The following is a 24,911-nucleotide window of genomic DNA, read 5'->3' as shown; positions in this document are numbered from 1 at the left end:
GTACGCCGGGTACGCACAGTGCCCGAAAGGGCAGGGGCGTTAGGGTCGGAACCATGGCCGACACCCCGCTTGACCTCGCCCTGGACGCCGCGGAGCTTACCGCGCGGCTCGTCGACTTCCGCTCCGAGAGCGGCACCGAGAAGCCGCTGGCGGACGCGGTCGAGAGCGCCCTGCGCGCCCTGCCGCACCTGACGGTCGAGCGGTACGGCAACAACGTCGTCGCGCGGACGGACCTCGGCCGTGCGGAGCGCGTGATCCTGGCCGGTCACATCGACACCGTCCCCATCGCGGACAACGTGCCCTCCCGGCTCGACGAGGACGGCGTCCTGTGGGGCTGCGGCACCTGCGACATGAAGGCGGGCGTCGCGGTGCAGCTGCGCATCGCGGCCACCGTCCCGGCCCCCAACCGCGATCTGACCTTCGTCTTCTACGACAACGAGGAGGTCGCCGCCGACCTGAACGGCCTGAAGCACGTCGCCGAGGCGCATCCCGAGTGGCTGGAGGGCGACTTCGCGGTGCTCCTCGAACCGTCGGACGGCCAGGTGGAGGGCGGCTGCCAGGGCACCCTGCGGGTGCTGCTCAGGACGACGGGGGAGCGGGCGCACTCGGCACGGAGCTGGATGGGCTCCAACGCGATCCACGCGGCCGCCCCGATCCTCGCCCGCCTGGCCGCGTACGAGCCCCGCTACCCCGTGATCGACGGCCTGGAGTACCGCGAGGGCCTGAACGCGGTCGGCGTCACGGGCGGGGTCGCGGGCAACGTCATCCCCGACGAGTGCGTGGTCACGGTCAACTTCCGCTACGCCCCCGACCGCAGCCCCGAGGACGCCCTCGCCCACGTGCGCGAGGTCTTCGCGGACTGCGGGGTGGCCGAGTTCGTGGTCGACGACCACAGCGGCGCGGCCCTGCCCGGCCTGTCCCACCCGGCCGCGGCGGCCTTCATCGAGGCGGTGGGCGGCACCCCGCAGCCCAAGTACGGCTGGACCGACGTGTCCCGCTTCTCGGCGCTCGGCGTACCGGCCGTGAACTACGGCCCGGGCAACCCGCACCTGGCGCACAAGCGGGACGAACGGGTCGAGGTGGCGAAGATCCTCGCGGGCGAGGAGCGCCTGCGGTCCTGGCTGACGGCTTGATCCACGCGCGCCGGAATTGGTTTACCCCGGCGCGTGGCGGACATGCTCAGGTCCCTCGTACGTAACCCGCGTAGATCTACGCTGAGGTGGAAGAACCTGCAACTGGAGGGAGCGCGCATGGCTACCGGCAACCCCGAGGGCAAGAAGCGGCCACCGGAGGAGCAGCGCCTGGGCCCTGTCCTCCGGCGGCGGGGTCAGGTCCAGAAGAGCACCACGGACCAGCGTCTGCTGGACGAGCGCGCTCCGACGGACTGGGTGCACACCGACCCCTGGCGGGTCCTGCGCATCCAGTCGGAGTTCATCGAGGGCTTCGGCACGCTCGCCGAACTGCCCCCCGCGATCAGCGTCTTCGGCTCCGCCCGCACGCCGGTCGACTCGCCGGAGTACGACGCCGGTGTCCGACTGGGCCGCGGCCTGGTCGAGGCGGGCTTCGCGGTCATCACCGGCGGTGGGCCCGGCGCCATGGAGGCGGCCAACAAGGGCGCCCTGGAGGCGGATGGCACCTCGGTCGGCCTCGGCATCGAGCTGCCCTTCGAGCAGGGGCTCAACCCCTACGTCGACATCGGCCTGAACTTCCGCTACTTCTTCGTCCGCAAGATGATGTTCGTGAAGTACGCGCAGGGCTTCGTGGTCCTGCCCGGCGGCCTCGGCACCCTCGACGAACTCTTCGAGGCCCTCACCCTGGTCCAGACCCAGAAGGTGACCCGCTTCCCCATCGTCCTCTTCGGCACCGACTACTGGGGCGGCCTGGTCGACTGGCTCCGGGGCACCCTGGTGGCCCAGGGCAAGGCCGCCGAGAAGGACCTCCTCCTCTTCCACGTCACGGACGACGTGGACGAGGCGGTCGCCCTGGTCTCCAAGGAGGCGGGCCGCTAGGCCTTCGGTAGGGCGGGGGCTCGGTTCCCCGCCCTTACGCCAACCCCCGCCGCGCCACCGCCGGCGCGCGGTGTCCCGCGATCGTCGCCACCATGTCCAGGACCTGCCGGGTCTCCTCCACCTCGTGCACGCGGTACACCCGCGCCCCCAGCCACGCCGACACGGCCGTGGTCGCCAGCGTCCCGAGCACCCGCTCCTTCACCGGCCGGTCCAGCGTCTCCCCGACGAAGTCCTTGTTCGACAGGGACACCAGCACCGGCCACCCCGTGTCCACCATCTCCCCGAGCCGCCGCGTCGCCTCAAGACTGTGCCGGGTGTTCTTCCCGAAGTCGTGCCCGGGATCGATCAGCACCGACTCCCGCGGCACCCCCAGCGCCACCGCCCGCTCGGCCAGCCCCAGCGTCACCCGCAGGATGTCGGCCACGACGTCGTCGTACGTCACCCGGTGCGGCCGCGTACGCGGCTCCGCGCCCCCCGCGTGCGTGCACACCAGCCCCACCCCGTACCGCGCGGCGACCTCCGCCAGCTTCGGATCGACCCCGCCCCACGCGTCGTTCAGCAGGTCAGCCCCCACCTCGCACACGGCCTCGCCGACCTCGTGCCGCCAGGTGTCCACGCTGATCACGACGTCCGGGAACCGCCGCCGCACCTCCGCGACGAACCCCACCGTCCGCCGCGCCTCCTCCTTGGCCGACACCTCGTCGCCGGGCCCGGCCTTCACACCGCCGATGTCGATGATCGCGGCCCCCTCGGCCACCGCCCGCTCCACGCGCGCGAGGGCGGGCTCGTCGAGGAAGGTGGCCCCCTGGTCGTAGAAGGAGTCCGGGGTCCGGTTCACGATCGCCATGATCACCGGCTCGTGCGCCGCGAATTCACGCCTGCCCAGCCTGAGCATCCCCTGTGACATCTCCTCGTCCATACCGTTCTCTCGTCCCACTGCCGCTGACTGTCAGACTCGCATGGCACGATCGGACCCGACACAACCGACCCGACCCAACAGATCCGACCCAACCGATCCGACCGTGGGGGCCCCAGCGATGGTCATGTTCTTGTTCCTCGTCATCGCGCTGGTCGTCGTGGTGGCCGGGGTGACGCTCGCCGTGGTGAGCGGCGGCGACAGCGGGCCGCTGCCCGACGCCGACCCCGAACGGCTCCGGGACTCCCTGCCCCCCGACCGCCCGGTGGGCCGCCCGGACGTGGAACGGCTCCGCTTCCCGCTCGTCGTCCGCGGCTACCGCATGGCCGACGTCGACGACGCCCTCGGCCGCCTCGGCGCCGAGCTGGCCGAGCGCGACGCCCGCATCGCCGACCTGGAGTCCGCCCTGGCCGGTGCCCGGGCCGCCGTCGCCCACCAGCACGTCGTGATGGACAAGCCGGCCCCGGAGGAGCAGCAGTGAGCACCGGCGAGGCCGTCGCCGGCCCGGACGGCGCGCTGCGCTGCCCCTGGGCCCTGTCCACCGCGGACTACGTGACGTACCACGACGAGGAGTGGGGCAGGACGGTCCACGGGGACGACGCCCTGTACGAGCGCCTCAGCCTGGAGGCCTTCCAGTCCGGCCTGTCCTGGATCACCATCCTGCGCCGCCGCACCGGCTTCCGCGCCGCCTTCGCCGGCTTCGGGATCGCCGAGGTGGCGGCCTTCACTGACGAGGACCGCGAGCGGCTGCTCGCCGACGCGGGCATCATCCGCAACCGCGCCAAGATCGACGCGACCCTCGCCAACGCGCGCGTGCTCGCCGAGTGGGCGCCGGGCGAGCTGGACGAGCTGATCTGGTCCCACGCCCCCGACCCGACGGGCCGCCCGGCCCCGAAGACCGTCGCCGACGTCCCCGCCGTCACCCCCGAGTCCACGGCACTGTCCAAGGCACTGAAGAAACGGGGCCTGCGCTTCATCGGCCCGACAACGGCGTACGCCTTGATGCAGGCATGCGGCTTGGTAGACGACCACCTGTCGACATGCGTGGCAAGAAGCGCCCTTTAGGGGCGCGGGGCTGTATCGATATGCGGCTCCGCCGCGTGGGCGCGATCAACCACAGCGCGCCCGCACCCCCCGACGGCGCTGGAGTCCCGAGCTCACCGGCCCGAGCTCACCGCCCCAAATACTTGGGCTTCCGCTTCTCGACGAAGGCCCGCACCGCGATCCCATGATCCTCGGAGGACCCCGCCCGCGACTGCAGCTCGTCCTCCTTCTCCAGCGTCTCGGAGAGCGAGTGCGTCAGCCCGTACGCCATCGCCTCCTTCAGCGCCGCGTACGCCACCGTCGGCCCCTCGGCCAGCGCCCGCGCCGTCCGTTCGGCCTCGGCGCGCAGCTCGGCGGCGGGCACGACCCGGGTGGCGATGCCCAGCTCGTACGCCTCCTGGGCGCCGATGCTGCGCGGGAAGAGCAGCAGGTCGGCGGCGCGCCCGGGGCCGACGACACGCGGCAGCGTCCAGGAGATGCCCGAGTCCGCGGTGAGCGCGACCCCGGCGAAGGACGTGTTGAAGGCGGCGGTGTCCGCGACGATCCGGTAGTCCGCCGCCAGCGCGAAGCCGAGGCCCGCCCCGGCCGCCACGCCGTTCACGGCGGCGACCACCGGCTTCTCGGCTCCCGCGAGCGCCCGCACGATCGGGTTGTAGTGCTCGCGCACCGTGCTCATGGTTTCGCCCGAGCCCGCCTCCCGGTCGGCGGCCAGCAGCCCGATGTGCTCCTTGAGGTCCTGGCCGACGCAGAACGACCGGTCACCGGCCGCCGTCAGCAGCACCGCCCGTACCCCGCCGTCCGCCGCCGCGGAGCGCACCGCGTCCCGGAGCGCGACCTTGGTCTCGATGTTCAGCGCGTTCATCGCCTCGGGGCGGTTCAGCGTGATCGTCGCGAGCCCGTCGCTCACCTCGTAGAGCACGGTGTCGGCCATGGAATTCCCCTCCGCGTCGGTGTGTGTGTCGGGCAACAGCATGACGGAGATCGCCGCCAACGCGGGGCTGCGGCGATGTGACCTGCGTCAAAGAGTTCCGGTCCGTATCCATTCGGTGGAAGTGGGTGAGGGCGCGCAGTATCGCAGTCACATCCCCGAATTGAGTGGTTTTGCTCGCGCGCGTTGCCCAAGCGATGCCGACCGATGTTGGTCATCGGGTCCTGGGATGCGGGATAATGGCTGGGAAGCAATGTGTTCGATGCCGGTGTCGCGCGTCCGGGCCGGACTGCGCGTGCCCTCACGGGCCGTCGGCGGTGACGGTGAGCTGGTATCAGGAAGGGGAACGAGCATGGCGGCCATGAAGCCGCGAACGGGCGATGGCCCGCTCGAGGTGACCAAGGAGGGGCGGGGCATCGTCATGCGCGTTCCGCTCGAAGGCGGCGGGCGGCTCGTCGTCGAGCTGACCCCCGATGAGGCCGACGCGCTCGGCGACGCCCTCAAGAAGGTCGTCGGCTGACGCGCGAGCGACCATACCCGTTCAGTCGCCCCGGTACCGCACGTGGTGCCGGGGCGATTGTTTGTCTCAGGTGCTGTCTCGGGTGTTGCCTCAGGTGCTCTCAGCGCTTCACGGCGCACAGCAGCCCGTCGCCGACCGGCAGCAGTGACGGCACCAGGTCCTGGCTCTCGCGCACCGCGCGCAGGACCTCCCGCAGCCGCAGCACCTCGGTGGGCTGCGGTCCGGAGTCGGTCGTCCGGCCGGCGCCGAAGACACCCTCGAACGCGACCAGGCCCCCCGGGCGCAGCAGGCGCAACGATTCAGCGAGGTAGTCCAGGTACTCCAGGCGGTCGCCGTCGCAGAAGACGAGGTCGTAGCCGGCGTCCGCGAGCCGGGGCAGCACGTCCAGGGCGCGCCCGGGGATGAACCGGGCCCGGTTGCTGGCGAAGCCCGCCGCGCGGAAGGCCTGGCGGGCGAACTGCTGGTGCTCCGGCTCCGGGTCGACCGTGGTCAGTACGCCGTCCGGTCGCATTCCGTGCAGCAGATGGATCCCGGAGACACCGCAGCCGGTGCCGATCTCCGCGACCGCCTTCGCGTCCACGGCAGCGGCGAGCAGCCCCAGGGCCGAACCCGTGCCCGGGGTCACCGAGCGCAGACCCGCCTCGCGGGCCCGGTCACGTGCCCAGAGCAGCGCGTCGTCCTCGGCGACATAGGCGTCGGAGAACGCCCAGCTCGTCTGCCGGTTGCCGGTAATGACCCTCTCCTGTCCCCGTTGTTGCCTCGGCGTGACTGTATCCGTTGGCGTCGGGAACCCGCAGATGGGACCGGTCGTTTAAAGGGGGAGAGCAAAGAGACGAACGAGCGGCCGGAGCTGGGACGGGGGCGGCGAATGGACCAGGGCGCCGAGCAACTGCTGACGCAGCCGTACGAGCCGTGCCGGCACAGATCAAATTCTCGTAAAACCGCTTATCCGGAGCTAACGGGCGAGGTGGCTATGGTAGGGGCTCCACTGGACACCACCAGAGCCGACAGGGGAGGTGCGGCCGCACCCGCGGATCGGGGCGGAGTGCTGCGGCGCTTCTTCGGATCGGCAGGCAGGCCGAAATCTGTGAACGACACCGCTGCTGACCACAGCCACGCCGACGGTCCCGCCACGGGACATGCCCAGACCGCGACCTTCACCAGCGACGCGGACGGGCAGGCGTGGACTCCGCCCACCTGGGAGGAGATCGTCAGCACCCACAGCGGCCGGGTCTACCGCCTCGCCTACCGCCTCACCGGCAACCAGCACGACGCCGAGGACCTCACCCAGGAGGTCTTCGTCCGCGTCTTCAGGTCCCTGTCGACGTACACGCCGGGTACCTTCGAGGGCTGGCTGCACCGCATCACGACCAACCTCTTCCTGGACATGGTGCGCCGCAAGCAGCGCATCCGCTTCGACGCGCTCGGTGACGACGCGGCCGAGCGGCTGCCCAGCAAGGAGCCCACCCCGCAGCAGATCTTCCACGACGCCCACTTCGACGCGGACGTCCAGCAGGCGCTGGACACCCTCGCGCCCGAGTTCCGTGCCGCCGTCGTGCTGTGCGACATCGAGGGGCTGTCGTACGAGGAGATCGCCGCGACCCTCGGCGTCAAGCTCGGTACGGTCCGCTCCCGCATCCACCGCGGTCGCTCCCAGCTCCGCAAGGCGCTCGCCCACCGTTCACCCCAGGCGCGCGCCGAGCGTCGTTCCTTCGTGGCCGGCGTTCCCGCACTGGGAGGAGGGGGCACGAGCGCGTGAGTGGGTCACGGCCTGAATCCGAGGGACACCTCGCAGAGCAGCATCTGGGAGACCGACTCTCCGCCCTGGTGGACGGAGAGCTCGGTCATGACGCGCGTGAGCGCGTGCTGGCGCATGTGGCGACCTGCCCGAAATGCAAGACGGAGGTCGACGCGCAGCGCCGGTTGAAGAACGTCTTCGCGGAAGCCGCCCCGCCGGCCCCCTCCGAGAGCTTCCTGGCTCGCCTCCAGGGGCTGCCCGCAGGGGGTGACGGGGACGGTGGCGGCCTGCCGCCGTTCGGCGGCGGGTTCGCCGACGACCTGACAGGGCTGTCCGGACGGCTCGGCGGCTCCGGCGTCCTCGGCCCGAAGCGGGGCGAGCGGTTCGAGTTCGACTACGCACCGCTGCGGCCGCACGCCTCCGTCCTGCCGCCCTCCGCACCGGGGCGGGGCTTCCGGATCCACGACGTGGGCCGTCAGGAGTCCGAGCGGTCGGCCTCGCGCGGACTGCGGTTCGCCTTCGCCGCCGCCGGCGCGGTCTCGCTGGCCGCCATCGCCCTGGGCGGCGTCACCTTCGGCACGCCGGACACCACCACCGACGCCCGCGGCTCGGGGAACGGCAGCAATGTGACGCCGACCCGGACCCAGGGCGCGGGAGCGGCCACCACGTCCGAGAGCCAGCGCCGCCGCACGGCCGGTCCGCTGCTCGGGCAGGCCCAGGGGCAGCGGTCGCTCGGTGACATCCCAGTCGCGCCCACCAGCGCCTCCGCGCCGCTGGTGCCGGGGCTGCCCGCGCCCGCCGGGGCCGACGCGCGCCGGCAGGCCGTGCACGCGCTGACCGCCCCGGTGACGGCCGGCGCCGCCGCCATGTCCCCGTTGATACGTCCGCTCGAAGCGGTGCCGCCGCTCTCGCTCTCCTCCTGGTCGACGGCGCCCGAGCTCCGGCCACCCGGCCTGTTCGCCGCCCCCGCCCCCGACCCGGCCGTGTCTCCGATCCCGACGGCGTCCTCGGCGCCCTCGCATCGCCCGGTCCGCTGACGGGCTCTGCGCGCCGGGCCCGGAACCTGATTGAATCCGGGGTGGCGCCAGAGCCCTTGGAGCCGACGATCTGCGGCCGGCTGCGGGGAGAACATGAACGAGGCGAAGCCCACGAAGGCGAAGTGGTGGACTCGTCCCCGCTCGTCCGAGGACGCGACCGACGGCGACTTCGAGCTCGAACGGCCTCGCGGTACGGGTGCCGAGCGCACCGACGGCGGCGACTTCGAGCTCGAACGCCCGACGGCGACCCGCGCGGCCGACGAGGGCGACTACGAGCTGGACCGCCCGGCGCCCGGCGGCGACGTCCCCCTGGCCACGCCGCCCGCCCCGTCCGCCGAGCGCCCCAAACCCCTGCACGAACCCGACCCGTACAGCACCCCGCCGTACGGCGAACCGGGCCCCTGGGCGCCCGCCCCACCCGTCCAGCACCCGGCGACAACCCCGGCCCACGGCACGGCGACGCCACCTTCGCAGGCGTCCCCCACACCCCCACCCGCCCCGGCGCTCTCGGACGCCCCGCCCCCGCCCCCGCCGACCGGACACCCGGCGCCGCCCCTGCCCCACGGCACGGGGGTGCCGCCCGCGCCCGCCATCCCAGCGACCCCACCCGGCGCGACCCCCGACCCGGCGTTGGCGGACGCGCCGCCTCCGGTTCCGCGCCCCGTCCCTCCGGCCCGGCAGCCCGCGGGGATGCGTGACGCGGCGTCCCCCGGTGTCCCCGTTGCGACGGCCGCCGCGGCAGCCGAGCCCGTCGGCGCCGGCGGCCACGCCCCCGAGCCGACGGCGGTCCAGGGGGCCGAGCCCCCTCTCGACCCCTGGGGTCGCTACGACCCCTGGGCCGCGTCGGCCGCCGCCGCGCCCCTCCAGCACAGCGGCAGGCCCCCGGGGACGCCGGACGAACGACGTCGGGGGATCAGGAAGGCGCTGATCGGCGGAGCGCTGCTCATCGCGCTGATCTCCGGCACGGCGGGCGGCGCCATCGGCGTCTACCTGGAGCGCAACGGCGGCGTGGGCACCGTGGAGCTGCCGCAGGCCGGTGCCGAGTCCGCCGACCGGGCGCCCGGCAGCGTCGCGGCCCTCGCCGCCCGCGCCCTGCCCAGCGTGGTGACCCTGCACGTCAGCGGCAGCGATGCCGCGGGCACCGGCACCGGCTTCGTCCTCGACGACCGCGGCCACATCCTCACCAACAACCACGTCGTGGACCCCGCCGGAGACGGCGGCGAGATAACGGTGACCTTCAACAGTGGCGACACGGCCGAGGCCACGGTCGTCGGCCGCGACAGCGGATACGACCTCGCCGTGGTGAAGGTGAAGGGCGTCAGCGGCCTCACCCCCATGCCCCTCGGCAACTCCGACAACGTACGGGTCGGCGACTCCGTCGTGGCCATCGGCGCCCCCTTCGACCTGGCGGGCACGGTCACCTCCGGCATCATCAGCGCCAAGGAGCGACCCATCACCGCCGGCGGCGAGGAGGGCGACGCCAGCGACGTGTCGTACGTCGACGCCCTCCAGACCGACGCGCCCATCAACCCGGGCAACTCCGGCGGTCCCCTCCTGGACGCCCAGGGCCGGGCCATCGGCATCAACTCCGCCATCCGCTCCGCCGGCAGCGGCAGCGCCGAGTCGGACGGCGGCCAGTCCGGTTCCATAGGACTCGGCTTCGCCATCCCCATCAACCAGGGCAAGCGCGTCGCCGAGGAACTGATCAACACCGGCAAGGCCAGCCACCCGGTCATCGGCATCACCCTCGACATGAACTACACGGGTGACGGCGCCCGGGTCGGCCCCGACGGATCCGCGGTCACCAAGGGCGGCCCCGGCGCCAAGGCCGGCATCAAGCCGGGCGACGTGATCACCGCGGTCGACGGACAACGCGTCCACTCGGGCGAGGAACTGATCGTCAAGACCCGCGCCCACCGCCCCGGCGACCGCCTCGAACTCACCCTGGAACGCGGCGGCAAGGAGACGAAGGTCTCCCTGGTCCTCGGCTCCTCCGACGGCGACTGAGCGGAAGGCAAACAATTCGGAAAGCGCTCGCATACACGCACTCGGGACTCACGGGACGGTACCGGTCGGGCGGGGTCGGCGGGTACCGTGGTGGCGGCCCGGACATCCCAAGGAGCTTCAGGTGTTCAATGACATAGGACCACTCGAGCTGGTCGCGCTCGTTGTTCTCGCCGTGCTCGTCTTCGGTCCGGACAAGCTCCCCAAGGTCATCCAGGACGTGACCCGCACCATCCGGAAGATCCGGGAGTTCTCGGACAGCGCCAAGCAGGACATCCGCCAGGAGCTGGGACCCGAGTTCAAGGACTTCGAGTTCGAGGACCTCAACCCCAAGACGTTCATCCGCAAGCAGATGGAGAACGACGAGCTGGGGCTCAAGGAACTCCGCAACGGCTTCGACCTGAAGAAGGAGATGGCCGAGGTCACCGACGCGGTGCACAGCCGCGACGCGGAGTCCTCGTCGTCCGGGTCCGGGTCCGCGTCCTCGTCCGGTTCGGGCGGCGGCCGTATCGACATGTCGAAGAAGCCCGAGAAGCCCGAGAAGCCCGAGCAGCCCGCCGCCGAGGACCGCCCGCCCTTCGACGCCGACGCCACCTGAGCCCACCCGCCGCCGCACCGCAGGTGACGCGTCTCATACTCCGGACGGGGCGTACCGGGCCCGAAGGCGACCTCCGGGCGACCCACGCGCCGGGCGGTTTCCCGGCTGCCGCCAGTGGTGTGGCTATGCTTCCCGAGTTGTTGTGCGGACCGGACGAGTGCGCCCGAAGGGGGGCGGGCCGTACCGGCCCGACGAGCGCGAGGAGGCGTCCGGGCACATGGAGACGACGAGTCAGGCGGTCGCGCAGACGCCGGCCGCGGAGGGTGGACCACAGTCCCCGTCCGGCCGGCAGACGGTCGACGGCTACCTGAGTGCGCCCTTCCCGTGGTACGGCCTCGACGAGGCGTTCACGGGACGGCGCCGGCTGATGCAGATCGGTACGGCGGCCGACGGCAGCGTGGAGCACGGCTCGATCGGGCACGGCGACGAACCGTCGGTCCGCAACGAGCACGTCGCGGGCGACGAGCAGGACGCCAAGGAGAAGTTCGCGGTCGTCGTGACCGTGGCGGCCAACCCGGACCGGCGCAGCGCCGACGGCACGGGCCTGCTGGAGGCCACCTCGGTCTCCTCGGCGGCCTGGCTGGCCGGCGTGGGCCTGCTGTCCTTCACCTGGCCCGGCCAGATGGACCACTCGCTGCGCGACGACTGGCTGGAGCAGCAGACGGAGACGGCCTGGGTCCTCGCGGACGACCTCGACGGCGAGGACTGGACGACCCTGTCACTCCCCGTGGACGGCGTTCCGACGCCCTTCCACTACCGGGAGTCCGAGTTCGGCTGGGTGCTCGCCGGATCCACCGAGCAGGGCGTGCACCTCGGCGCCTACGGCCGGGGCATGAGCGCGTACGGCCTGGCCTTCTCCGTGGTCAAGGACATCGCCGCCTACGCCTAGGGGGCCCGGCAGCGGTACGTACGACGAGGGGCGCCATCCCGACGGACAGCGCCCCCCACTCCTCCCGCGCGCCCGCGGGGAGGGTCAGAACTTGTTCTTCGGCGTGATCCCCAGGGACAGGCCCGAGAGGCCGCGCTGGCGGCCGCCGAGCTTGCCCGCGATCGAGCGCAGGGCCGCGCCGGCCGGGGAGTCCGGGTCGGACAGCACCACGGGCCTGCCCTCGTCGCCGCCCTCGCGCAGCCGGACGTCGATCGGGATGGACCCGAGCACCGGCACGGACGCACCGGTCGTGCGGGTGAGGCCGTCGGCGACCGACTGGCCGCCGCCCGTGCCGAACACGTCGACCATCTCGCCGCAGTGCGGGCAGGGCAGGCCGGACATGTTCTCGACCACGCCGACGATCTTCTGGTGGGTCTGCACGGCGATGGCCCCGGCGCGCTCCGCCACCTCGGCGGCGGCCTGCTGAGGGGTCGTCACGACCAGGATCTCGGCGTTCGGCACGAGCTGGGCCACGGAGATCGCGATGTCACCGGTGCCGGGCGGCAGGTCGAGCAGCAGGACGTCCAGGTCGCCCCAGTACACGTCCGCCAGGAACTGCTGGAGCGCGCGGTGCAGCATCGGGCCGCGCCAGACGACCGGCGCGTTGCCCGGCGTGAACATGCCGATGGAGATGACCTTCACGCCGTTCGCCGACGGCGGCATGATCATGTTCTCGACCTGGGTGGGGCGTCCGTCGGCGCCCAGCATGCGCGGCACGGAGTGGCCGTAGATGTCGGCGTCGACGACCCCGACCTTGAGGCCGTCCGCCGCCATCGCCGCCGCCAGGTTCACCGTCACCGACGACTTGCCGACGCCGCCCTTGCCGGACGCGACCGCGTAGACCCGGGTGAGGCTGCCGGGCTTGGCGAAGGGGACCTCGCGCTCGGTCTGGCCGCCGCGCAGGGCGCTCGCCAGCTCCTTGCGCTGCTCGTCGCTCATCACGTCCAGCTCGACGTCGACCCGCGTGACGCCCTCGACCTGCGCGACCGCGTCGGTCACGCGCTGTGTGATGGTGTCCCGCATGGGGCAGCCGGAGACGGTCAGGTACACGGCGACCGCGACCGCTCCGTCCGCACCGATCTCCACCGACTTGACCATCCCCAGCTCGGTGATGGGCCGGTTGATCTCGGGGTCGTTCACCGTCGCCAGTGCTTCGCGCACCGCGTCTTCCGTAGCCATAGTGACGATGGTACGGCGCCGCACACGGGGCAGGGTAAGCCCCGTCAGCGGTCGTGTACGTCACGCCTCGGCGGGCGATCCGCCGGGAATACCCCGCGGTCGGGGTGGTGGCCGTTCTGCCGCTCCTCCAGGTCCCTGAGCACGTCCTGCAGCTCGGAGCGGATCCAGTCCCTGGTGGCGACCTCGCCCAGCCCGATGCGCAGGGCGGCGATCTCCCGGGTCAGGTACTCGGTGTCGGCGATCGATCGCTCGTTCTGCTTTCGGTCCTGCTCCAGGTTGACCCGGTCCCGGTCGGCCTGCCGGTTCTGCGCGAGCAGGATCAGCGGGGCCGCGTAGGAGGCCTGGAGGGACAGCGCCAGCGTCAGGAAGATGAACGGATACTGGTCGAACCGCAGATCGCTCGGCGCGGACACGTTCCACAGCACCCACACGATGATGACGACCGTCATCCAGACGAGGAACCGCCCGGTGCCGATGAACCGGGCGATCCGCTCCGACAGCCGTCCGAAGGCCTCCGGGTCCCACTCCGGCACGATCCGGCGGCGCGGCGCGCGGGGCTGGTCCAGGCGGGTCCGGGAACGGGAGGCCGTGGCTCCCGACGCGGCCCGCTCCCGGGTCGCCGTCTCACGCTCAGGCACCATCGGCGCTCCCCTCCTTCGCCGCCCCGGCCGGCTCGTCGAGGTGGTACTCGGTCTCCCGCCAGTCCTCGGGCAGCATGTGATCCAGTACGTCGTCCACGGTGACCGCGCCCAGCAACGACCCGGAGTCGTCCACGACCGGCGCCGCGACCATGTCGTACGCGGCGAAGAACCCGGCGACCACCGGCAGCGCGGCGTCCGGATCCAGGGGTTGCAGGTCGTCGTCGATGATCGAGCCGACCAGCGTGTACGGCGGGTCGCGCAGCAGGCGCTGGAAGTGGACCGTGCCGAGGTACTTGCCGGTCGGGGTCTCCTCGGGCGGCCGGCAGACGTAGACCTGGGCGGCGTGCGCGGGGGACAGGTCGGGGTTGCGGATGTGGGCCAGGGCGTCCGCGACGGTCGCGTCGGGCCGCAGCACGATCGGCTCGGTCGTCATCAGACCGCCGGCCGTGTGCTCCTCGTACGCCATCAGGCGCCGCATGTCGGCCGCGTCGTCCGGCTGCATCAGGCTCAGCAGCCGTTCCTTGTCCTCCTCGGGCAGCTCGCCGAGCAGGTCGGCCGCGTCGTCGGGGTCCATGGCCTCCAGCACGTCCGCGGCGCGCTCCTCCTTGAGCTTGCCGAGGATCTCGATCTGGTCGTCCTCCGGCAGCTCCTCCAGTACGTCGGCCAGGCGGTCGTCGTCGAGGGCGGCGGCGACCTCCGCGCGGCGCTTGGCGGACAGGTGGTGCAGGACGTTGGCGAGGTCGGCGGGGCGCAGCTGCTCGAAGGTGGCGAGGAGGTTCTCGGCGCCCTGCCCGTGCTCCTCCACGGAGAAGCCGGTGACGCCGGACCACTCGACGGTGAGGGTCTCGCCCTTGGCCCGCCGGAAGGCGCCGCCCTTCCTGCCCTTGCGCACGAAGACCTTGTCGATCTCCCAGTCCCGGCGGGCCGGCAGCTGCTGCACCGACAGGTCAAGGACGGTGACCTCCTCGCCCGTCTCGGTGAGCGTGACCCGCCGGTCGAGCAGCTCGCCGAAGACGAGGCGCTCGGTGGGCCGCTGCTCGAAGCGCCGGACGTTGACCACTCCGGTGGTGATGACCTGGCCGGACTCGATGCCGGTGATCCGGGTCATGGGCAGGAAGATGCGGCGGCGGGTGGTGAGTTCGACGACCAGCCCGAGCACCCGCGGGGGCTTGCGGCCGACCCGGAGCATGACGACCAGGTCGCGCACCCGCCCCACCTGGTCGCCGGCCGGGTCGAACACGGCGATGCCGGAGAGATGGGAGACGAAGATCCGGGGGGCGCCCGCTGCCATGGCCGCGGCTCCTTTTCGTAAGCGTGCCTCAGAGTGCGTGGCTCGGAGTGCGTGACGGCTGATTCGTACGGGGTCTCTTTTCCGAATTGCCCGCTCGGACGGGCTTCAGGCTAGCCCGTCCCGATCGGCCGCGCCCTGGCGGCCGGTCCGGACGGACTGGCTCCGTTCGCCCTCCGGGGCCCCGGTACGCTGCGGTACGCCGCCCGGGCGGTCAGCCCGCCACCGGCGTCCGTCCGCGTCGTGTCAGCCCCTGTCAGAAAGGCAGTTCCACCTGTGTCTGTGACTCCCCGGCGCCGTGTCCGCAGGGCCGCTCTCAAGGGCGCGGCGTGCGTCCTGGCCGCGGTGACGGGCGCGGGGCTGACGGGATGCGGCGGCGAGGACCCGGACGCGGGGACCAACGGCGTCGGGAAGCTTCCGGCGGACAAGATCCAGACCAAGTCCCGCTCGGTCGCCCAGTCCGCCGAGACGGTACGCCTGCACGGCACCGTGGCCGCCGGCGGGAGCACGTACCGCCTCGACATGCGGCTGAAGGGCGATGGAGGCACCGGCTCGGTCGCCGCCGAGGGGACGACGTTCGGGCTGCTGCGGGTCGGGGAGCAGCTCTTCCTCAAGGCCGACGCCGGGTTCTGGAGCCACGACGGCGGTGACGCCAAGGCCGCCGAGAAGCTGGCCGGCAAGTACGTGAAGGTGCCGCAGGGTGACCCCGTGTACAAGAAGTTCAGCGGCTTCACGGACAAGGACGTCCTCCTCGGAGGTCTGCTGACGCTGCACGGCGAGGTCAAGACGGACGGCCGGCACGAGCAGGCGGGCGTGCGCACCATCCGGATCACCGGCGACGACGGCGCCGGCGGCTCGCTCGACGTCTCTCTGGAGGGCGCGCCGTACCCGCTGCGGCTGGTGCGGGCGGGCAGCGCGGGCACGCTGAGTTTCTCGGACTGGAACAAGGACTTCGCGCTCAAGGAGCCACCGAAGGGCGACACCCTGGACTACGGCAAACAGCTGCCGTCGTCCTGAGCCCGGACCGGCCCCAGGGGGTGGCGCTTGGATCTTCCCGGGGGCGCGGGGAGAGTGCCGTTGCCTGGAGTCGGCCCTGATCCAAACGACAACCCCTAGCGGCGGCGCCGCTTCAGCAGCAGGCGCGGGAGGCCCGCCGGTGCCGGATTCCGTGTCGTCGCCGGGGTCGGCAGCGGTGTCTCGGCCAGCGCCCCGTCGGGCAGTGGGGCCGTGGTCCCGGTCGGTTCCAGCCGGAGCACCCGGCACTCGCGGGCCCAGCGGCCGGTCATCGCCTCGCCGTCGGGGGCGTTCAGGCGCTTGCCCTTGAGGTCGGCGACCGCGGCCTGCCACGCCTCGGAACCGGACGGCAGCTCCACGACCCGGGCCGCCCAGGTGACCAGCCGGCCGCCCTTGTCCTTGCTGCGCACCGTCACCTCGGCCGCGGCCCCGTCCGTCAGCCCCGGCAGCGGCTGCTCGCCGGGCCCGTCGCCGACGACGCAGGCCGCGCCCTCGTGCCAGACGTGCCACAGCGCCCGGGCGGGCACCCCGGGGCCCTTGGCCCAGATGAGGCCGGACTTCTTCGTGGCCTCCTCGACGAGGGCCTGGTCGAGCAGCTCGCTTGTCATGCGGTCAGCCTATCCAGCGCCCGTCCGCCCCGGTCAGAGCCAGCCGTTGCGCTTGAGCGTGCGGTGAATGCCCAGGCAGATGACGACGGTGACGGACAGGACCAGCGGATAGCCGAACTTCCAGTGCGTCTCCGGCATGTAGTCGAAGTTCATCCCGTACACACCGCACACCATTGTCGGTACGGCGATGATCGCCGCCCACGAGGTGATCTTGCGCATGTCCTCGTTCTGCGCGACGGACGCCTGGGCGAGGTTGGCCTGGAGGATCGAGTTCAGCAGCTCGTCGAAGCCGACGACCTGTTCGTGCACCCGGGCCACGTGGTCGGCGACGTCCCGGAAGTACTTCTGGATCTCCGGGTCGATCAGCCGCATCGGCCGCTCGCTCAGCAGCAGCATGGGGCGCAGCAGCGGCGCCACCGCCCGCTTGAACTCCAGTACCTCGCGCTTGAGTTGGTAGATCCGGCCGGCGTCCGTGCCGCGCGGGCTGCCCTTGCGGCCCGGTGAGAACACCTCCGTCTCGACCTCGTCGATGTCGTCCTGCACCGCGTCGGCGACCGCGATGTAGCCGTCCACGACGTGGTCGGCGATGGCGTGCAGCACCGCCGAGGGGCCCTTGAGCAGCAGCTCGGGGTCCTCCTGGAGCCGGTGCCGCAGCGCGCGCAGCGAGCCCTGCCCGCCGTGCCGGACGGTGATGAAGAAGTCCCGCCCGGTGAAGCACATGACCTCGCCGGTCTCGACGACCTCGCTGCTGGCGGTCAGCTCGGCGTGGTCGACGTAGTGGATGGTCTTGAAGACCGTGAACAGGGAGTCGTCGTAGCGCTCCAGCTTGGGCCGCTGGTGGGCCTGGACGGCGTCCTCCACGGCCAGCGGGTGCAGCCCGAACTCCCGGGCGATACCGGCGAACTCGTCCTCGGTGGGCTCGTGCAGGCCGATCCACACGAAGCCGCCGTCGCGGCGCACCTGGCGCATCGCCGTGTGCGAGGTCAGCGGCGCGTCCGTCTCGACGCGGGCACCGTCGCGGTAGACGGCGCAGTCGACGACGGCGGAGGGGGTCCCCGGGTCGCGGGTGGTGTCGTAGGCGCCGTTGTCCTTGCGCAGAGAGACGCGGGACGGGCGGACCGCGGCGCGCAGGTCACGGATCATCGACATGGCAGGCTCCTTCGCGACGGGCAGCGAACGGGGCCGGAGACGGGTGGAACCGCCCGGAATGGGGACGTCCTGGCTACGCGTGCTCGGCGCGTCCACAAAGCGGGGGGCACCGCACCGTCGCGGTGGCCGGCTTCGCTGCTGATTCAGCTGCTGACACGGATCGACGCGAGGGGCGTCGACGGATCGGATCAGGCACTACGAGACGAAGTGCTCTTCCGCGTGAAGGGCGCGCGGACGGAAAGCGGCAGCGGCAGGAACCGGAACAGCTGCGTCAGTGGCCGGAAGAGCGGGTGGTACTGCACGGTCGACTTCGGTCCATGCCGCCCACCTCCTCCGGCCGGTCCCTCGTGAGGGACGATCCACACCCCTTGTTTGGAGGGGTTCCCCGTAGGGGAGTCTTGATAGCGTCGGGTACTTGATCGCGATGTGCTGAGCGCTGCCCCGAACCGCTGGCCCAGAGTACCAGTCACCCGAGGTGTCAAGGCGCCGCTTCGCCGGTTCACGACGAGTTCTATGCTCGCCGCATGGCTGATGTTCTTCCTCTGGTGGAGGCCCGGTTGCGCAGCGCGCTGGGCGAACCGGACGCACGCGCGGCGGTCACCTTCCTCGGCACCGACCGCATCGAGGTGCTGCGCTTCCCCGCCGGGGACCAGGAGGGCGACATCGTCCGCTACGCCACCCTCGGCATGTCGGCGCAGCCCATGGCGGAGCCCACGGCCACGCTCGCCGACCCGGTCGAGGGGCCCCGCGCCGAGCTGGTGCTCTCCGTCCGGGCCGGTCCGGCCGACACCGGCAAGGTGCTGCGGCCGCTCGCCGTGCTGGCGGCTTCCCCGCAGGTCGAGGGCGTGATCGTGGCGCCGGGCGCCTCGCTGGACGTGGGGGAGGCGCTGTGGCCCGGGGCGCCGTTCACCTCGGTCCTGGTCGCCGAGCCGGGCGGCCTGGTCGAGGACCTGGAGCTGGACGCCCCGCTGGACCCCGTACGGTTCCTGCCGCTGCTGCCGATGACGCCGAACGAGGCCGCCTGGAAGCGCGTGCACGGCGCGCAGGCCCTCCAGGAGCGCTGGCTGACGCACGGCACGGACCTGCGCGATCCGTCCCGCAGGTCCGTCCCACTGGAGTGACGGAACTCACCAAGTCCGCCTCCCCGTTCCTCAGTTGGCGAAGACGGTGACGCTGTCCTCGGTGGCGTGCCCGGTCTCCAGCTCCTCCGCCATGGGGGTCCCCCCGCTCGAGCGAAGCCGAGAGTGGGGGAGGGTGAGCGCCCGGCGCCGTACGAGGACCACGACCGCGCCCAGCACGGCGGTGACGGCCGCCACCACGAACGGGATGTGGATGTCGGTCCACTCCTCGATCTTCGGCGCGAAGTAGGGCGCTGCCGCCGCCGCGAACCAGCGCACGAAGTTGTACCCGGCGCTCGCCACCGGCCGCGGCGCGTCCGACACCCCGAGGGCCAGCTCGGTGTAGACGGTGTTGTTCACGCCGATGAACGCGCCGGACAGGATCGTGCAGACGATCGCGGTGGTGTGGTTGCCGTAGCCGAGGACCAGGACGTCGGCCGCGAGCAGCACCAGCGAGCCGCCGAGCACCTTCAGCGAGCCGAACCGCTTCTGCATGCGCGGCGCCACGAGGACCGAGAAGACGGCGAGCAGCACACCCCAGGCGAAGAACACCGCGCCGGATTTGTACGGGGTCATGTTCAGCACGAACGGGGTGAAGGCCAGCACCGTGAAGAACGTGTAGTTGTAGAAGAAGGCCGAGACCGCGGCGGACGCGAGGCCGCCGTGGCCCAGCGCCCTGATCGGGTCGAGCAGTGACGTCTTGCGGGCCGGCTTCGGCTGCTCCTTCAGGAACACCGTGATGCACAGGAAGCCGATCGCCATCAGGAAGGCCGTGCCGAAGAACGGGTAGCGCCAGCTGGCGTCGCCGAGCAGCGCGCCCAGCAGCGGGCCGCACGCCATGCCGAGGCCGAGGGCGGACTCGTAGAGCAGGATCGCCGCCGCGCTGCCCCCGGCCGCGGCGCCGACGATGACGGCGAGGGCGGTCGAGACGAACAGCGCGTTGCCCAGGCCCCAGCCGGCCCGGTAGCCGACGAGCTGGCCGACCGTGTCGGACGTGCCCGCCAGGCCCGCGAAGACCACGACGAAGGCCAGGCCGAGCAGCAGGGTCTTGCGTCCGCCGATGCGGCTGGAGACGAAGCCGGTGACCAGCATCGCGAGCGCGGTGATGAGGAAGTACGAGGTGAACAGCAGGGAGACCTGTCCGGCGCTCGCGTCCAGGCCCTTCGCGATGGACGGCAGGATCGGGTCGACGAGCCCGATGCCCATGAAGGCCACGACGGACGCGCCGGCGGTCGCCCACACCGCCTTGGGCTGTCGCAGGATGCCGCCCGCACCCGCGTCGAAGGGGTCCATGCCAGTGCTCCAATGCCGACGAGATGGTTGGTGTTTACACATACTAAGTTAGCTCTGCTAAATAATGCAACGTACACCTAGTGCTTGAGGGGCGGGCCCGAGACGCAGGCCCGAGGCGCGCGCTTCCCTCCGGATGGGTGATCGTCCTTGACGTGGGGGAGTGAGGGTAGGACCGTGGGGCTGTATGAGGGGCGAACCCAGTTGCCCGAAGTGTGGTGGCCGGGTCAGGGCTCCCGGTCTCTTCGCCGATTCCTGGCAGTGCGATCTGCACGGCACCGTGCATCCGCTCCAGCCCGTGCTCCCGCCCAGCGTCGAGGCGCTCGGTGTCGTGGTGCACCGCACCCAGGTGCCGGTCTGGATGCCCTGGCCGCTGCCGGTCGGCTGGCTGTTCACCGGGGTGGCCTGCGCGGGCGACGACCGCAGTGGTGGCCGCGCGACCGCGGTGGCCTGTTCCGGACCGGGCCCGCTCGGCGGCATCGGTGAGCTGATCCTGATCGCCGAGGAACTCGGCGTCGGTCTGGGCGCGCGCTACGCCGGCCTCGACGCCCCGGACCCGGGGCCGTACATGAACGTGGAGAAGCCGCCCCAGGCCAAGGTCCTGGCCGTCGGCCGCCCGACCCCCCTCTGGCACGTCTCGGGCGGACCCGTCGACCGTGCGGTCTTCGCCGGGGAGGCCCTCGGCATGTGGCTGTGGGCCGTCGTGTGGCCCGAGCGGTCGGGGCTGCTGATGTACGAGGAACTGGTGCTGACCGACCTGCGGGACGCGGGCGCCGAGATCGACCTGGTGCCGTGCGGGGCGTTGTCGCCGCGCCTGATCCAGCCGTAGGCGCCCCGGGCGCGGGAGAGTGTGCGTAGGGGGCGCGGGGCCCCTGCGGGTGTGACAGGGCGGGGTGCGGTACCGGTTATCCTTGAGCGTCCCTTCCGTCCCGTCACCGTTTGGAGTCAGCGTCGTGCGCATCGATCTGCACACCCACTCCACCGCGTCCGACGGCACGGACACCCCGGTCCAGCTGGTGCGCAAGGCCGCCACGGCCGGTCTCGACGTCGTCGCGCTGACCGACCACGACACCACCCGCGGGCATGCCGAGGCCCTCGCCGCGCTGCCCGAGGGCCTGACCCTGGTCACCGGGGCCGAGCTCTCCTGCCGTCTCGACGGCGTCAGCATGCACATGCTGGCCTACCTCTTCGACCCCGAGGAGCCCGCCCTGCTCGCCGAGCGCGAGCTGGTCCGCGACGACCGCGTGCCGCGGGCCCGTGGCATGGTCGCGAAACTCAACGACCTGGGCGTGCCCGTCACCTGGGAGCAGGTCGCCCGGATCGCCGGCGACGGCTCGGTCGGGCGGCCGCACGTGGCCACCGCGCTGGTGGAACTCGGCGTCGTGCCGGCGGTGAGCGACGCCTTCACCGCGGACTGGCTGGCCGACGGCGGCCGGGCCTTCGTGGAGAAGCACGAGACCGACCCCTTCGAGGCGCTCCGGCTGATCAAGGGCGCGGGCGGGGTCGCCGTCTTCGCCCACCCGGCCGCCGTCAAGCGGGGCCGCACGGTGCCGGAGACCGCGATCGCCGACCTGACCGCCGCCGGGCTCGACGGCATCGAGGTCGACCACATGGACCACGACGCGGACACCCGGGCACGGCTGCGCGGGATCGCGAAGGAGCTGGGGCTCCTGACGACCGGCTCCAGCGACTACCACGGCAGCCGGAAGACCTGCGTGCTCGGCCAGTACACGACCGACCCCGAGGTGTACGGGGAGATCACGCGACGGGCGTTCGGGGCGTTCCCCGTGCCGGGGGCCGGCGGGGCCTGAGCCTCACCTCCCGCGCGACCGCTGTCCCTCTCCCGTCCTCTCCCGTCCTCTCCCGCAAGGCCAGTAGCTCACCCATGTTCGACTTCGCCGTGTTCGGCTCCCTCTTCCTGACCCTTTTCGTCATCATGGATCCCCCCGGGATCACCCCGATCTTCCTCGCGCTGACCTCCGGGCGCCCCGCCAAGGTGCAGCGGCGGATGGCCTTCCAGGCGGTCTGCGTCGCCGGTGGCGTGATCACCGTGTTCGGTCTGCTCGGACACCAGATCCTGGACTACCTGCACGTGTCCGTGCCCGCCCTGATGATCGCGGGCGGGCTGCTGCTCCTGCTGATCGCGCTCGACCTGCTCACCGGCAAGACGGACGAGCCGAAGCAGACCAAGGACGTCAACGTGGCGCTCGTGCCGCTGGGCATGCCGCTGCTCGCCGGGCCCGGGGCGATCGTGTCGGTCATCCTCGCCGTGCAGAAGGCGGACGGCGTGACCGGCCAGGTCTCGGTGTGGGCGGCGATCCTCGCGATCCACGTGGTGCTGTGGCTGGTGATGCGGTACTCGCTGCTGATCATCCGCGTCATCAAGGACGGCGGTGTGGTCCTGGTGACCCGGCTCGCCGGCATGATGCTCTCCGCGATCGCGGTCCAGCAGATCATCAACGGTGTCACACAGGTGATCCAGGGCGCCTGAGCGCGGTCCCGGACACGCACCCGACACGCGCGGGGCCCCCGTACCGGCGTTCCGTACGGGGGCCCCGCGGGTGTGTGAAGGGGTCCGCGCTACAAGGCCGAGGGTTCGGCGGGGCGGATCCACAGGCGCTGTCCGATGGCGGCGGCGTGCTGGACGATCCGGTTTACGGAGGCGGCGTCCACGACAGTCGTGTCGACGGGGGTCCCGTCGACGTCGTCGAGTCGCATGACTTCAAAGCGCATGGCCTCTCCCTTGATCTGGTCATCCTCCTGAGGAGAACTACTGGTGTGGCTCCTGGGTCGTCGGTGCCCGGGCTTCCGTAGGAGTCAACGGGGTGCTCGGTACAAACATTCCCTACGCTAAGGAAATTTTTCGAACAACTAATTACTGACAGGTAAGCGTCTTGTTGCCGTGCGATAGGTGTCCGATACAAGACTGACCGGGGCCGGTTGTGTTCGTAGCGTGACCGCCGGGACAATGGAGGCGATGAACGCCGACCTCGCGTCCCTGAACGCCCGTATCGACCGCACCAACGAGCTGCTGCTGCGCATGCTCGCCGAGGTGGCGAAGACACCCTCGACCCACGCGATCTTCGTCGACGCCGGGTATCTGTACGCGGCGGCGGGGCGGCTGGTGACCGGGACCGAGGACCGCCGGGCCTTCGACCTGGACGCCGAGGGGCTGATCGAGGCGCTCATCGACAAGGCGCGCACGATCTTCGCGGACAGCCGCCTGCTCCGCGTCTACTGGTACGACGGCGCCCGCCGCCGCATCCACACCGCCGAGCAGCAGTCCATCGCCGAGCTGCCGGACGTCAAGGTGCGCCTGGGCAACCTCAACGCCAACAACCAGCAGAAGGGCGTCGACTCACTCATCCGCTCCGACCTGGAGTCCCTCGCCCGGTACCGCGCCATCAGCGACGCGGCCCTGCTCGGCGGTGACGAGGACCTGGTCTCCGCGGTCGAGGCCGCTCAGGGGTACGGCGCCCGCGTCCACCTGTGGGGCATCGAGGCTCCCGAGGGCCGCAACCAGGCCGACCCGCTGCTCTGGGAGGTCGACAGCCAGCGCACCTTCGACCTGGAGTTCTTCAAGCCGTACGTCTCCCGGCGCGCGGCCCAGGCCTTCGACGCGGCGGGCACCCGGCCGACCCGCGAGGACGTCCGCTTCGTGGGCGCGCAGATCGCGGCGAAGTGGCTGGCCGCCCGGGGCCGCGACGCCCTGCTGGATCTCCTCCCCGGCCACCCCTACCTCCCCGGCTCGGTCGACCAGGACCTGCTGGTGGAGGCCGAGGGTCTGCTCCAGTACTCGCTGCGCGGCCAGGCCGACCTGAGGCGGGCCCTGCGGGACGGCTTCTGGGAGCACCTGCGGGCGCAGTACTAGGGCCGGATCAGGGCCGGATTAGGGCCGGACCAGGGCCGGATTAGGGCCGGACCAGGGCAGGATCAGGGCCCTTCCGGTTCCGGCCGCGCGGAGAGGCCGTCCCAGAAGTCGGCGAGCGCGAGGGCGGTCGGCAGGGGCTGGTCGGTGTTGGGGGAGTGCTCGGCGCCGGCGACCACGGTCCGGTGCGCGTCCAGGCGCACGGCCATCTCGTCCAGGAGGGGTACGGGCCAGGTGTCGTCGTACGCGCCGGACAGCACGTGATACGGCAGCGCCAGCGCGGCCAGCTCCGCGACCCGGTCCGGCTCGGCGCACAACTGGCGCCCTGTCGCGCGCAGTTGAGCGGGCCTGGTGCCCAGCCAGCGCTCGCGCAGCCGGGCCGGGTCCTCCGGGCCGTGGGCGGGGGCCGGGGCGCCGACCTCCTCGGGCGGCCCCATGGCCTGCATCACCTGCCAGACCTCCGCCATCGTCAAGGTGTCGAGCGCGTCCCGCAGCAGCTTCACGCGCAGCCGCTGGGACTCGGAGATCCGCGCCGGACCCGAGGAGACCAGCGTGAGGGAGACGAAGGGGGCGTCATCGAGCAGGACGGCGGCCCGCGCGATCTGGCCGCCGAGGGAGTGCCCGACGAGGTGCACACGCGTCCCGAGGGCGGCGACCTGCGCGAGCACGTCCCGGGCCAGCTCGGGCCGCGCGTAGCCGGCCTCGTCGTGCTCGGGCCCGTCCGACTCGTACTGCCCCCGCCCGTCGACGGCGACCGTACGGTACCCACGCACCCCGAGCGGTGCGTGCAGCAGCGTGAAGTCCTCCTTGCTCCCGGTGAACCCGGGCAGCATCAGCACCGTCCCCCGCGCCTCCAACCCGCCGGCCACGGGCGAGTCGACGACGGCGAACTCACCCCGCGCGGTGGACATCCGGTACGCGCGGGCGCCTGGCGGTGGACTGAAGGCGGCGTTCCTGCTCACGGGCAGAGGTTATCGGGCGGTGGGGCGCGGGAACGCCGTCGGCCCGGCCCCGCCTGGGTGGCGGGACCGGGC

27 protein-coding genes are annotated in these 24,911 nt (G+C 72.0%); 16 read left to right on the top strand and 11 right to left on the bottom strand.

Going from position 1 to position 24,911, the window contains the following annotated elements; all coding sequences use genetic code 11:
• The first annotated feature begins 53 nt into the window (after nucleotides 1-53).
• On the top strand, nucleotides 54-1,133 hold the full coding sequence (dapE, locus tag ACFWR9_RS15515; RefSeq protein WP_383841390.1) for a succinyl-diaminopimelate desuccinylase: 1,080 nt from the start codon (nucleotides 54-56) through the stop codon (nucleotides 1,131-1,133).
• Nucleotides 1,134-1,250: 117 nt separating this feature from the next.
• Nucleotides 1,251-2,009, top strand: a complete 759-nt coding sequence (locus ACFWR9_RS15510; protein WP_383841387.1) for a TIGR00730 family Rossman fold protein — start codon at nucleotides 1,251-1,253, stop codon at nucleotides 2,007-2,009.
• Between the two features lie 34 nt (nucleotides 2,010-2,043).
• Here the strand turns inward: ACFWR9_RS15510 and folP are convergent, their stop codons facing one another.
• Nucleotides 2,044-2,904 (bottom strand): dihydropteroate synthase, encoded by an 861-nt coding sequence (folP, locus tag ACFWR9_RS15505; protein ID WP_383841615.1) that lies wholly within the window; start codon nucleotides 2,902-2,904, stop codon nucleotides 2,044-2,046.
• 142 nt (nucleotides 2,905-3,046) lie between these two features.
• On the opposite strand from folP, the gene ACFWR9_RS15500 reads away from it, so the two are divergent.
• A complete protein-coding gene (locus ACFWR9_RS15500) occupies nucleotides 3,047-3,406 on the top strand; it encodes a DivIVA domain-containing protein (protein ID WP_383841384.1) in 360 nt (119 codons plus the stop codon).
• The gene (locus ACFWR9_RS15495) at nucleotides 3,403-3,990 is read left to right on the top strand and encodes a DNA-3-methyladenine glycosylase I (protein ID WP_383841381.1); all 588 of its coding nucleotides are present in this window, start codon (nucleotides 3,403-3,405) and stop codon (nucleotides 3,988-3,990) included. Before ACFWR9_RS15500 ends, ACFWR9_RS15495 begins: the two co-directional genes overlap by 4 nt.
• A gap of 106 nt (nucleotides 3,991-4,096) precedes the next feature.
• Here ACFWR9_RS15495 and ACFWR9_RS15490 read toward each other — a convergent pair whose 3' ends face one another.
• Nucleotides 4,097-4,900, bottom strand: coding sequence for an enoyl-CoA hydratase/isomerase family protein (locus ACFWR9_RS15490; RefSeq protein ID WP_383841378.1), 804 nt, complete (start codon nucleotides 4,898-4,900; stop codon nucleotides 4,097-4,099).
• Nucleotides 4,901-5,249: 349 nt separating this feature from the next.
• Between ACFWR9_RS15490 and ACFWR9_RS15485 the strand changes: the two genes are divergently transcribed.
• On the top strand, nucleotides 5,250-5,417 hold the full coding sequence (locus ACFWR9_RS15485; RefSeq protein ID WP_003966491.1) for a DUF3117 domain-containing protein: 168 nt from the start codon (nucleotides 5,250-5,252) through the stop codon (nucleotides 5,415-5,417).
• 100 nt (nucleotides 5,418-5,517) lie between these two features.
• Here ACFWR9_RS15485 and ACFWR9_RS15480 read toward each other — a convergent pair whose 3' ends face one another.
• Nucleotides 5,518-6,216, bottom strand: a complete 699-nt coding sequence (locus ACFWR9_RS15480) for an O-methyltransferase (RefSeq protein ID WP_383841612.1) — start codon at nucleotides 6,214-6,216, stop codon at nucleotides 5,518-5,520.
• A gap of 288 nt (nucleotides 6,217-6,504) precedes the next feature.
• Between ACFWR9_RS15480 and sigE the strand changes: the two genes are divergently transcribed.
• The 5 genes from sigE to ACFWR9_RS15455 all read left to right on the top strand — a co-directional run bounded on the left by sigE (nucleotide 6,505) and on the right by ACFWR9_RS15455 (nucleotide 11,683).
• On the top strand, nucleotides 6,505-7,176 hold the full coding sequence (sigE, locus tag ACFWR9_RS15475; protein WP_383841375.1) for an RNA polymerase sigma factor SigE: 672 nt from the start codon (nucleotides 6,505-6,507) through the stop codon (nucleotides 7,174-7,176).
• Complete coding sequence (locus tag ACFWR9_RS15470; protein WP_383841372.1) at nucleotides 7,173-8,192, top strand: zf-HC2 domain-containing protein; 1,020 nt, start codon at nucleotides 7,173-7,175, stop codon at nucleotides 8,190-8,192. Before sigE ends, ACFWR9_RS15470 begins: the two co-directional genes overlap by 4 nt.
• Before the next feature lie 93 nt (nucleotides 8,193-8,285).
• Complete coding sequence (locus ACFWR9_RS15465) at nucleotides 8,286-10,199, top strand: trypsin-like peptidase domain-containing protein (RefSeq protein ID WP_383841369.1); 1,914 nt, start codon at nucleotides 8,286-8,288, stop codon at nucleotides 10,197-10,199.
• A 121-nt stretch (nucleotides 10,200-10,320) separates the two neighbouring features.
• Nucleotides 10,321-10,794, top strand: coding sequence for a sec-independent translocase (locus tag ACFWR9_RS15460; RefSeq protein WP_383841367.1), 474 nt, complete (start codon nucleotides 10,321-10,323; stop codon nucleotides 10,792-10,794).
• A 217-nt stretch (nucleotides 10,795-11,011) separates the two neighbouring features.
• Nucleotides 11,012-11,683 (top strand): hypothetical protein, encoded by a 672-nt coding sequence (locus ACFWR9_RS15455; RefSeq protein WP_376361713.1) that lies wholly within the window; start codon nucleotides 11,012-11,014, stop codon nucleotides 11,681-11,683.
• 84 nt (nucleotides 11,684-11,767) lie between these two features.
• Here the strand turns inward: ACFWR9_RS15455 and ACFWR9_RS15450 are convergent, their stop codons facing one another.
• The 3 genes from ACFWR9_RS15450 to ACFWR9_RS15440 are packed head-to-tail and all read right to left on the bottom strand — an operon-like array spanning nucleotide 11,768 to nucleotide 14,833.
• Nucleotides 11,768-12,901, bottom strand: a complete 1,134-nt coding sequence (locus tag ACFWR9_RS15450) for an Mrp/NBP35 family ATP-binding protein (protein WP_383841362.1) — start codon at nucleotides 12,899-12,901, stop codon at nucleotides 11,768-11,770.
• A gap of 44 nt (nucleotides 12,902-12,945) precedes the next feature.
• The gene (locus ACFWR9_RS15445; protein WP_383841359.1) at nucleotides 12,946-13,542 is read right to left on the bottom strand and encodes a DUF1003 domain-containing protein; all 597 of its coding nucleotides are present in this window, start codon (nucleotides 13,540-13,542) and stop codon (nucleotides 12,946-12,948) included.
• Entirely contained in the window at nucleotides 13,532-14,833 is a 1,302-nt protein-coding gene (locus ACFWR9_RS15440; protein WP_383841356.1) for a magnesium transporter MgtE N-terminal domain-containing protein, read from the bottom strand. Before ACFWR9_RS15440 ends, ACFWR9_RS15445 begins: the two co-directional genes overlap by 11 nt.
• A 273-nt stretch (nucleotides 14,834-15,106) precedes the next feature.
• Here ACFWR9_RS15440 and ACFWR9_RS15435 point away from each other — a divergent pair, with 273 nt between their 5' ends.
• Complete coding sequence (locus tag ACFWR9_RS15435) at nucleotides 15,107-15,847, top strand: hypothetical protein (RefSeq protein WP_383841352.1); 741 nt, start codon at nucleotides 15,107-15,109, stop codon at nucleotides 15,845-15,847.
• 95 nt (nucleotides 15,848-15,942) lie between these two features.
• On the opposite strand, the gene ACFWR9_RS15430 is transcribed toward ACFWR9_RS15435, so the two are convergent.
• A complete protein-coding gene (locus tag ACFWR9_RS15430; protein WP_383841349.1) occupies nucleotides 15,943-16,452 on the bottom strand; it encodes a hypothetical protein in 510 nt (169 codons plus the stop codon).
• 33 nt (nucleotides 16,453-16,485) lie between these two features.
• Nucleotides 16,486-17,601, bottom strand: coding sequence for a magnesium and cobalt transport protein CorA (locus ACFWR9_RS15425; RefSeq protein ID WP_383841346.1), 1,116 nt, complete (start codon nucleotides 17,599-17,601; stop codon nucleotides 16,486-16,488).
• Nucleotides 17,602-18,125: 524 nt separating this feature from the next.
• On the opposite strand from ACFWR9_RS15425, the gene ACFWR9_RS15420 reads away from it, so the two are divergent.
• On the top strand, nucleotides 18,126-18,722 hold the full coding sequence (locus tag ACFWR9_RS15420) for a suppressor of fused domain protein (protein WP_383841343.1): 597 nt from the start codon (nucleotides 18,126-18,128) through the stop codon (nucleotides 18,720-18,722).
• 30 nt (nucleotides 18,723-18,752) lie between these two features.
• Here ACFWR9_RS15420 and ACFWR9_RS15415 read toward each other — a convergent pair whose 3' ends face one another.
• Entirely contained in the window at nucleotides 18,753-20,012 is a 1,260-nt protein-coding gene (locus tag ACFWR9_RS15415; RefSeq protein WP_383841340.1) for an MFS transporter, read from the bottom strand.
• 184 nt (nucleotides 20,013-20,196) lie between these two features.
• Between ACFWR9_RS15415 and ACFWR9_RS15410 the strand changes: the two genes are divergently transcribed.
• The 3 genes from ACFWR9_RS15410 (at nucleotide 20,197) to ACFWR9_RS15400 (ending at nucleotide 22,500) form a co-directional block, all read left to right on the top strand.
• Entirely contained in the window at nucleotides 20,197-20,838 is a 642-nt protein-coding gene (locus ACFWR9_RS15410) for a DUF6758 family protein (protein WP_383841337.1), read from the top strand.
• A gap of 124 nt (nucleotides 20,839-20,962) precedes the next feature.
• Nucleotides 20,963-21,820: a PHP domain-containing protein gene (locus ACFWR9_RS15405; protein WP_383841334.1), complete on the top strand. Its 858-nt coding sequence runs from the start codon at nucleotides 20,963-20,965 to the stop codon at nucleotides 21,818-21,820.
• A 74-nt stretch (nucleotides 21,821-21,894) separates the two neighbouring features.
• Nucleotides 21,895-22,500, top strand: coding sequence for a MarC family protein (locus tag ACFWR9_RS15400; protein ID WP_383841331.1), 606 nt, complete (start codon nucleotides 21,895-21,897; stop codon nucleotides 22,498-22,500).
• 89 nt (nucleotides 22,501-22,589) lie between these two features.
• Here the strand turns inward: ACFWR9_RS15400 and ACFWR9_RS15395 are convergent, their stop codons facing one another.
• On the bottom strand, nucleotides 22,590-22,742 hold the full coding sequence (locus tag ACFWR9_RS15395) for a hypothetical protein (RefSeq protein ID WP_383841327.1): 153 nt from the start codon (nucleotides 22,740-22,742) through the stop codon (nucleotides 22,590-22,592).
• Between the two features lie 244 nt (nucleotides 22,743-22,986).
• Between ACFWR9_RS15395 and ACFWR9_RS15390 the strand changes: the two genes are divergently transcribed.
• Nucleotides 22,987-23,880 carry an NYN domain-containing protein gene (locus ACFWR9_RS15390; protein WP_383841324.1) on the top strand — a complete coding sequence of 298 codons (894 nt, stop codon included), beginning with the start codon at nucleotides 22,987-22,989 and terminating at the stop codon, nucleotides 23,878-23,880.
• A gap of 62 nt (nucleotides 23,881-23,942) precedes the next feature.
• On the opposite strand, the gene ACFWR9_RS15385 is transcribed toward ACFWR9_RS15390, so the two are convergent.
• Nucleotides 23,943-24,839 (bottom strand): alpha/beta fold hydrolase, encoded by an 897-nt coding sequence (locus ACFWR9_RS15385; protein ID WP_383841321.1) that lies wholly within the window; start codon nucleotides 24,837-24,839, stop codon nucleotides 23,943-23,945.
• Nucleotides 24,840-24,911 lie beyond the last annotated feature (72 nt).

Source organism: Streptomyces sp. NPDC058534, assembly GCF_042717365.1.
Lineage (GTDB): Bacteria > Actinomycetota > Actinomycetes > Streptomycetales > Streptomycetaceae > Streptomyces.
Note: the sequence above shows the minus strand (reverse complement) of the source record. Positions and strands in the feature narration are given on the sequence as shown.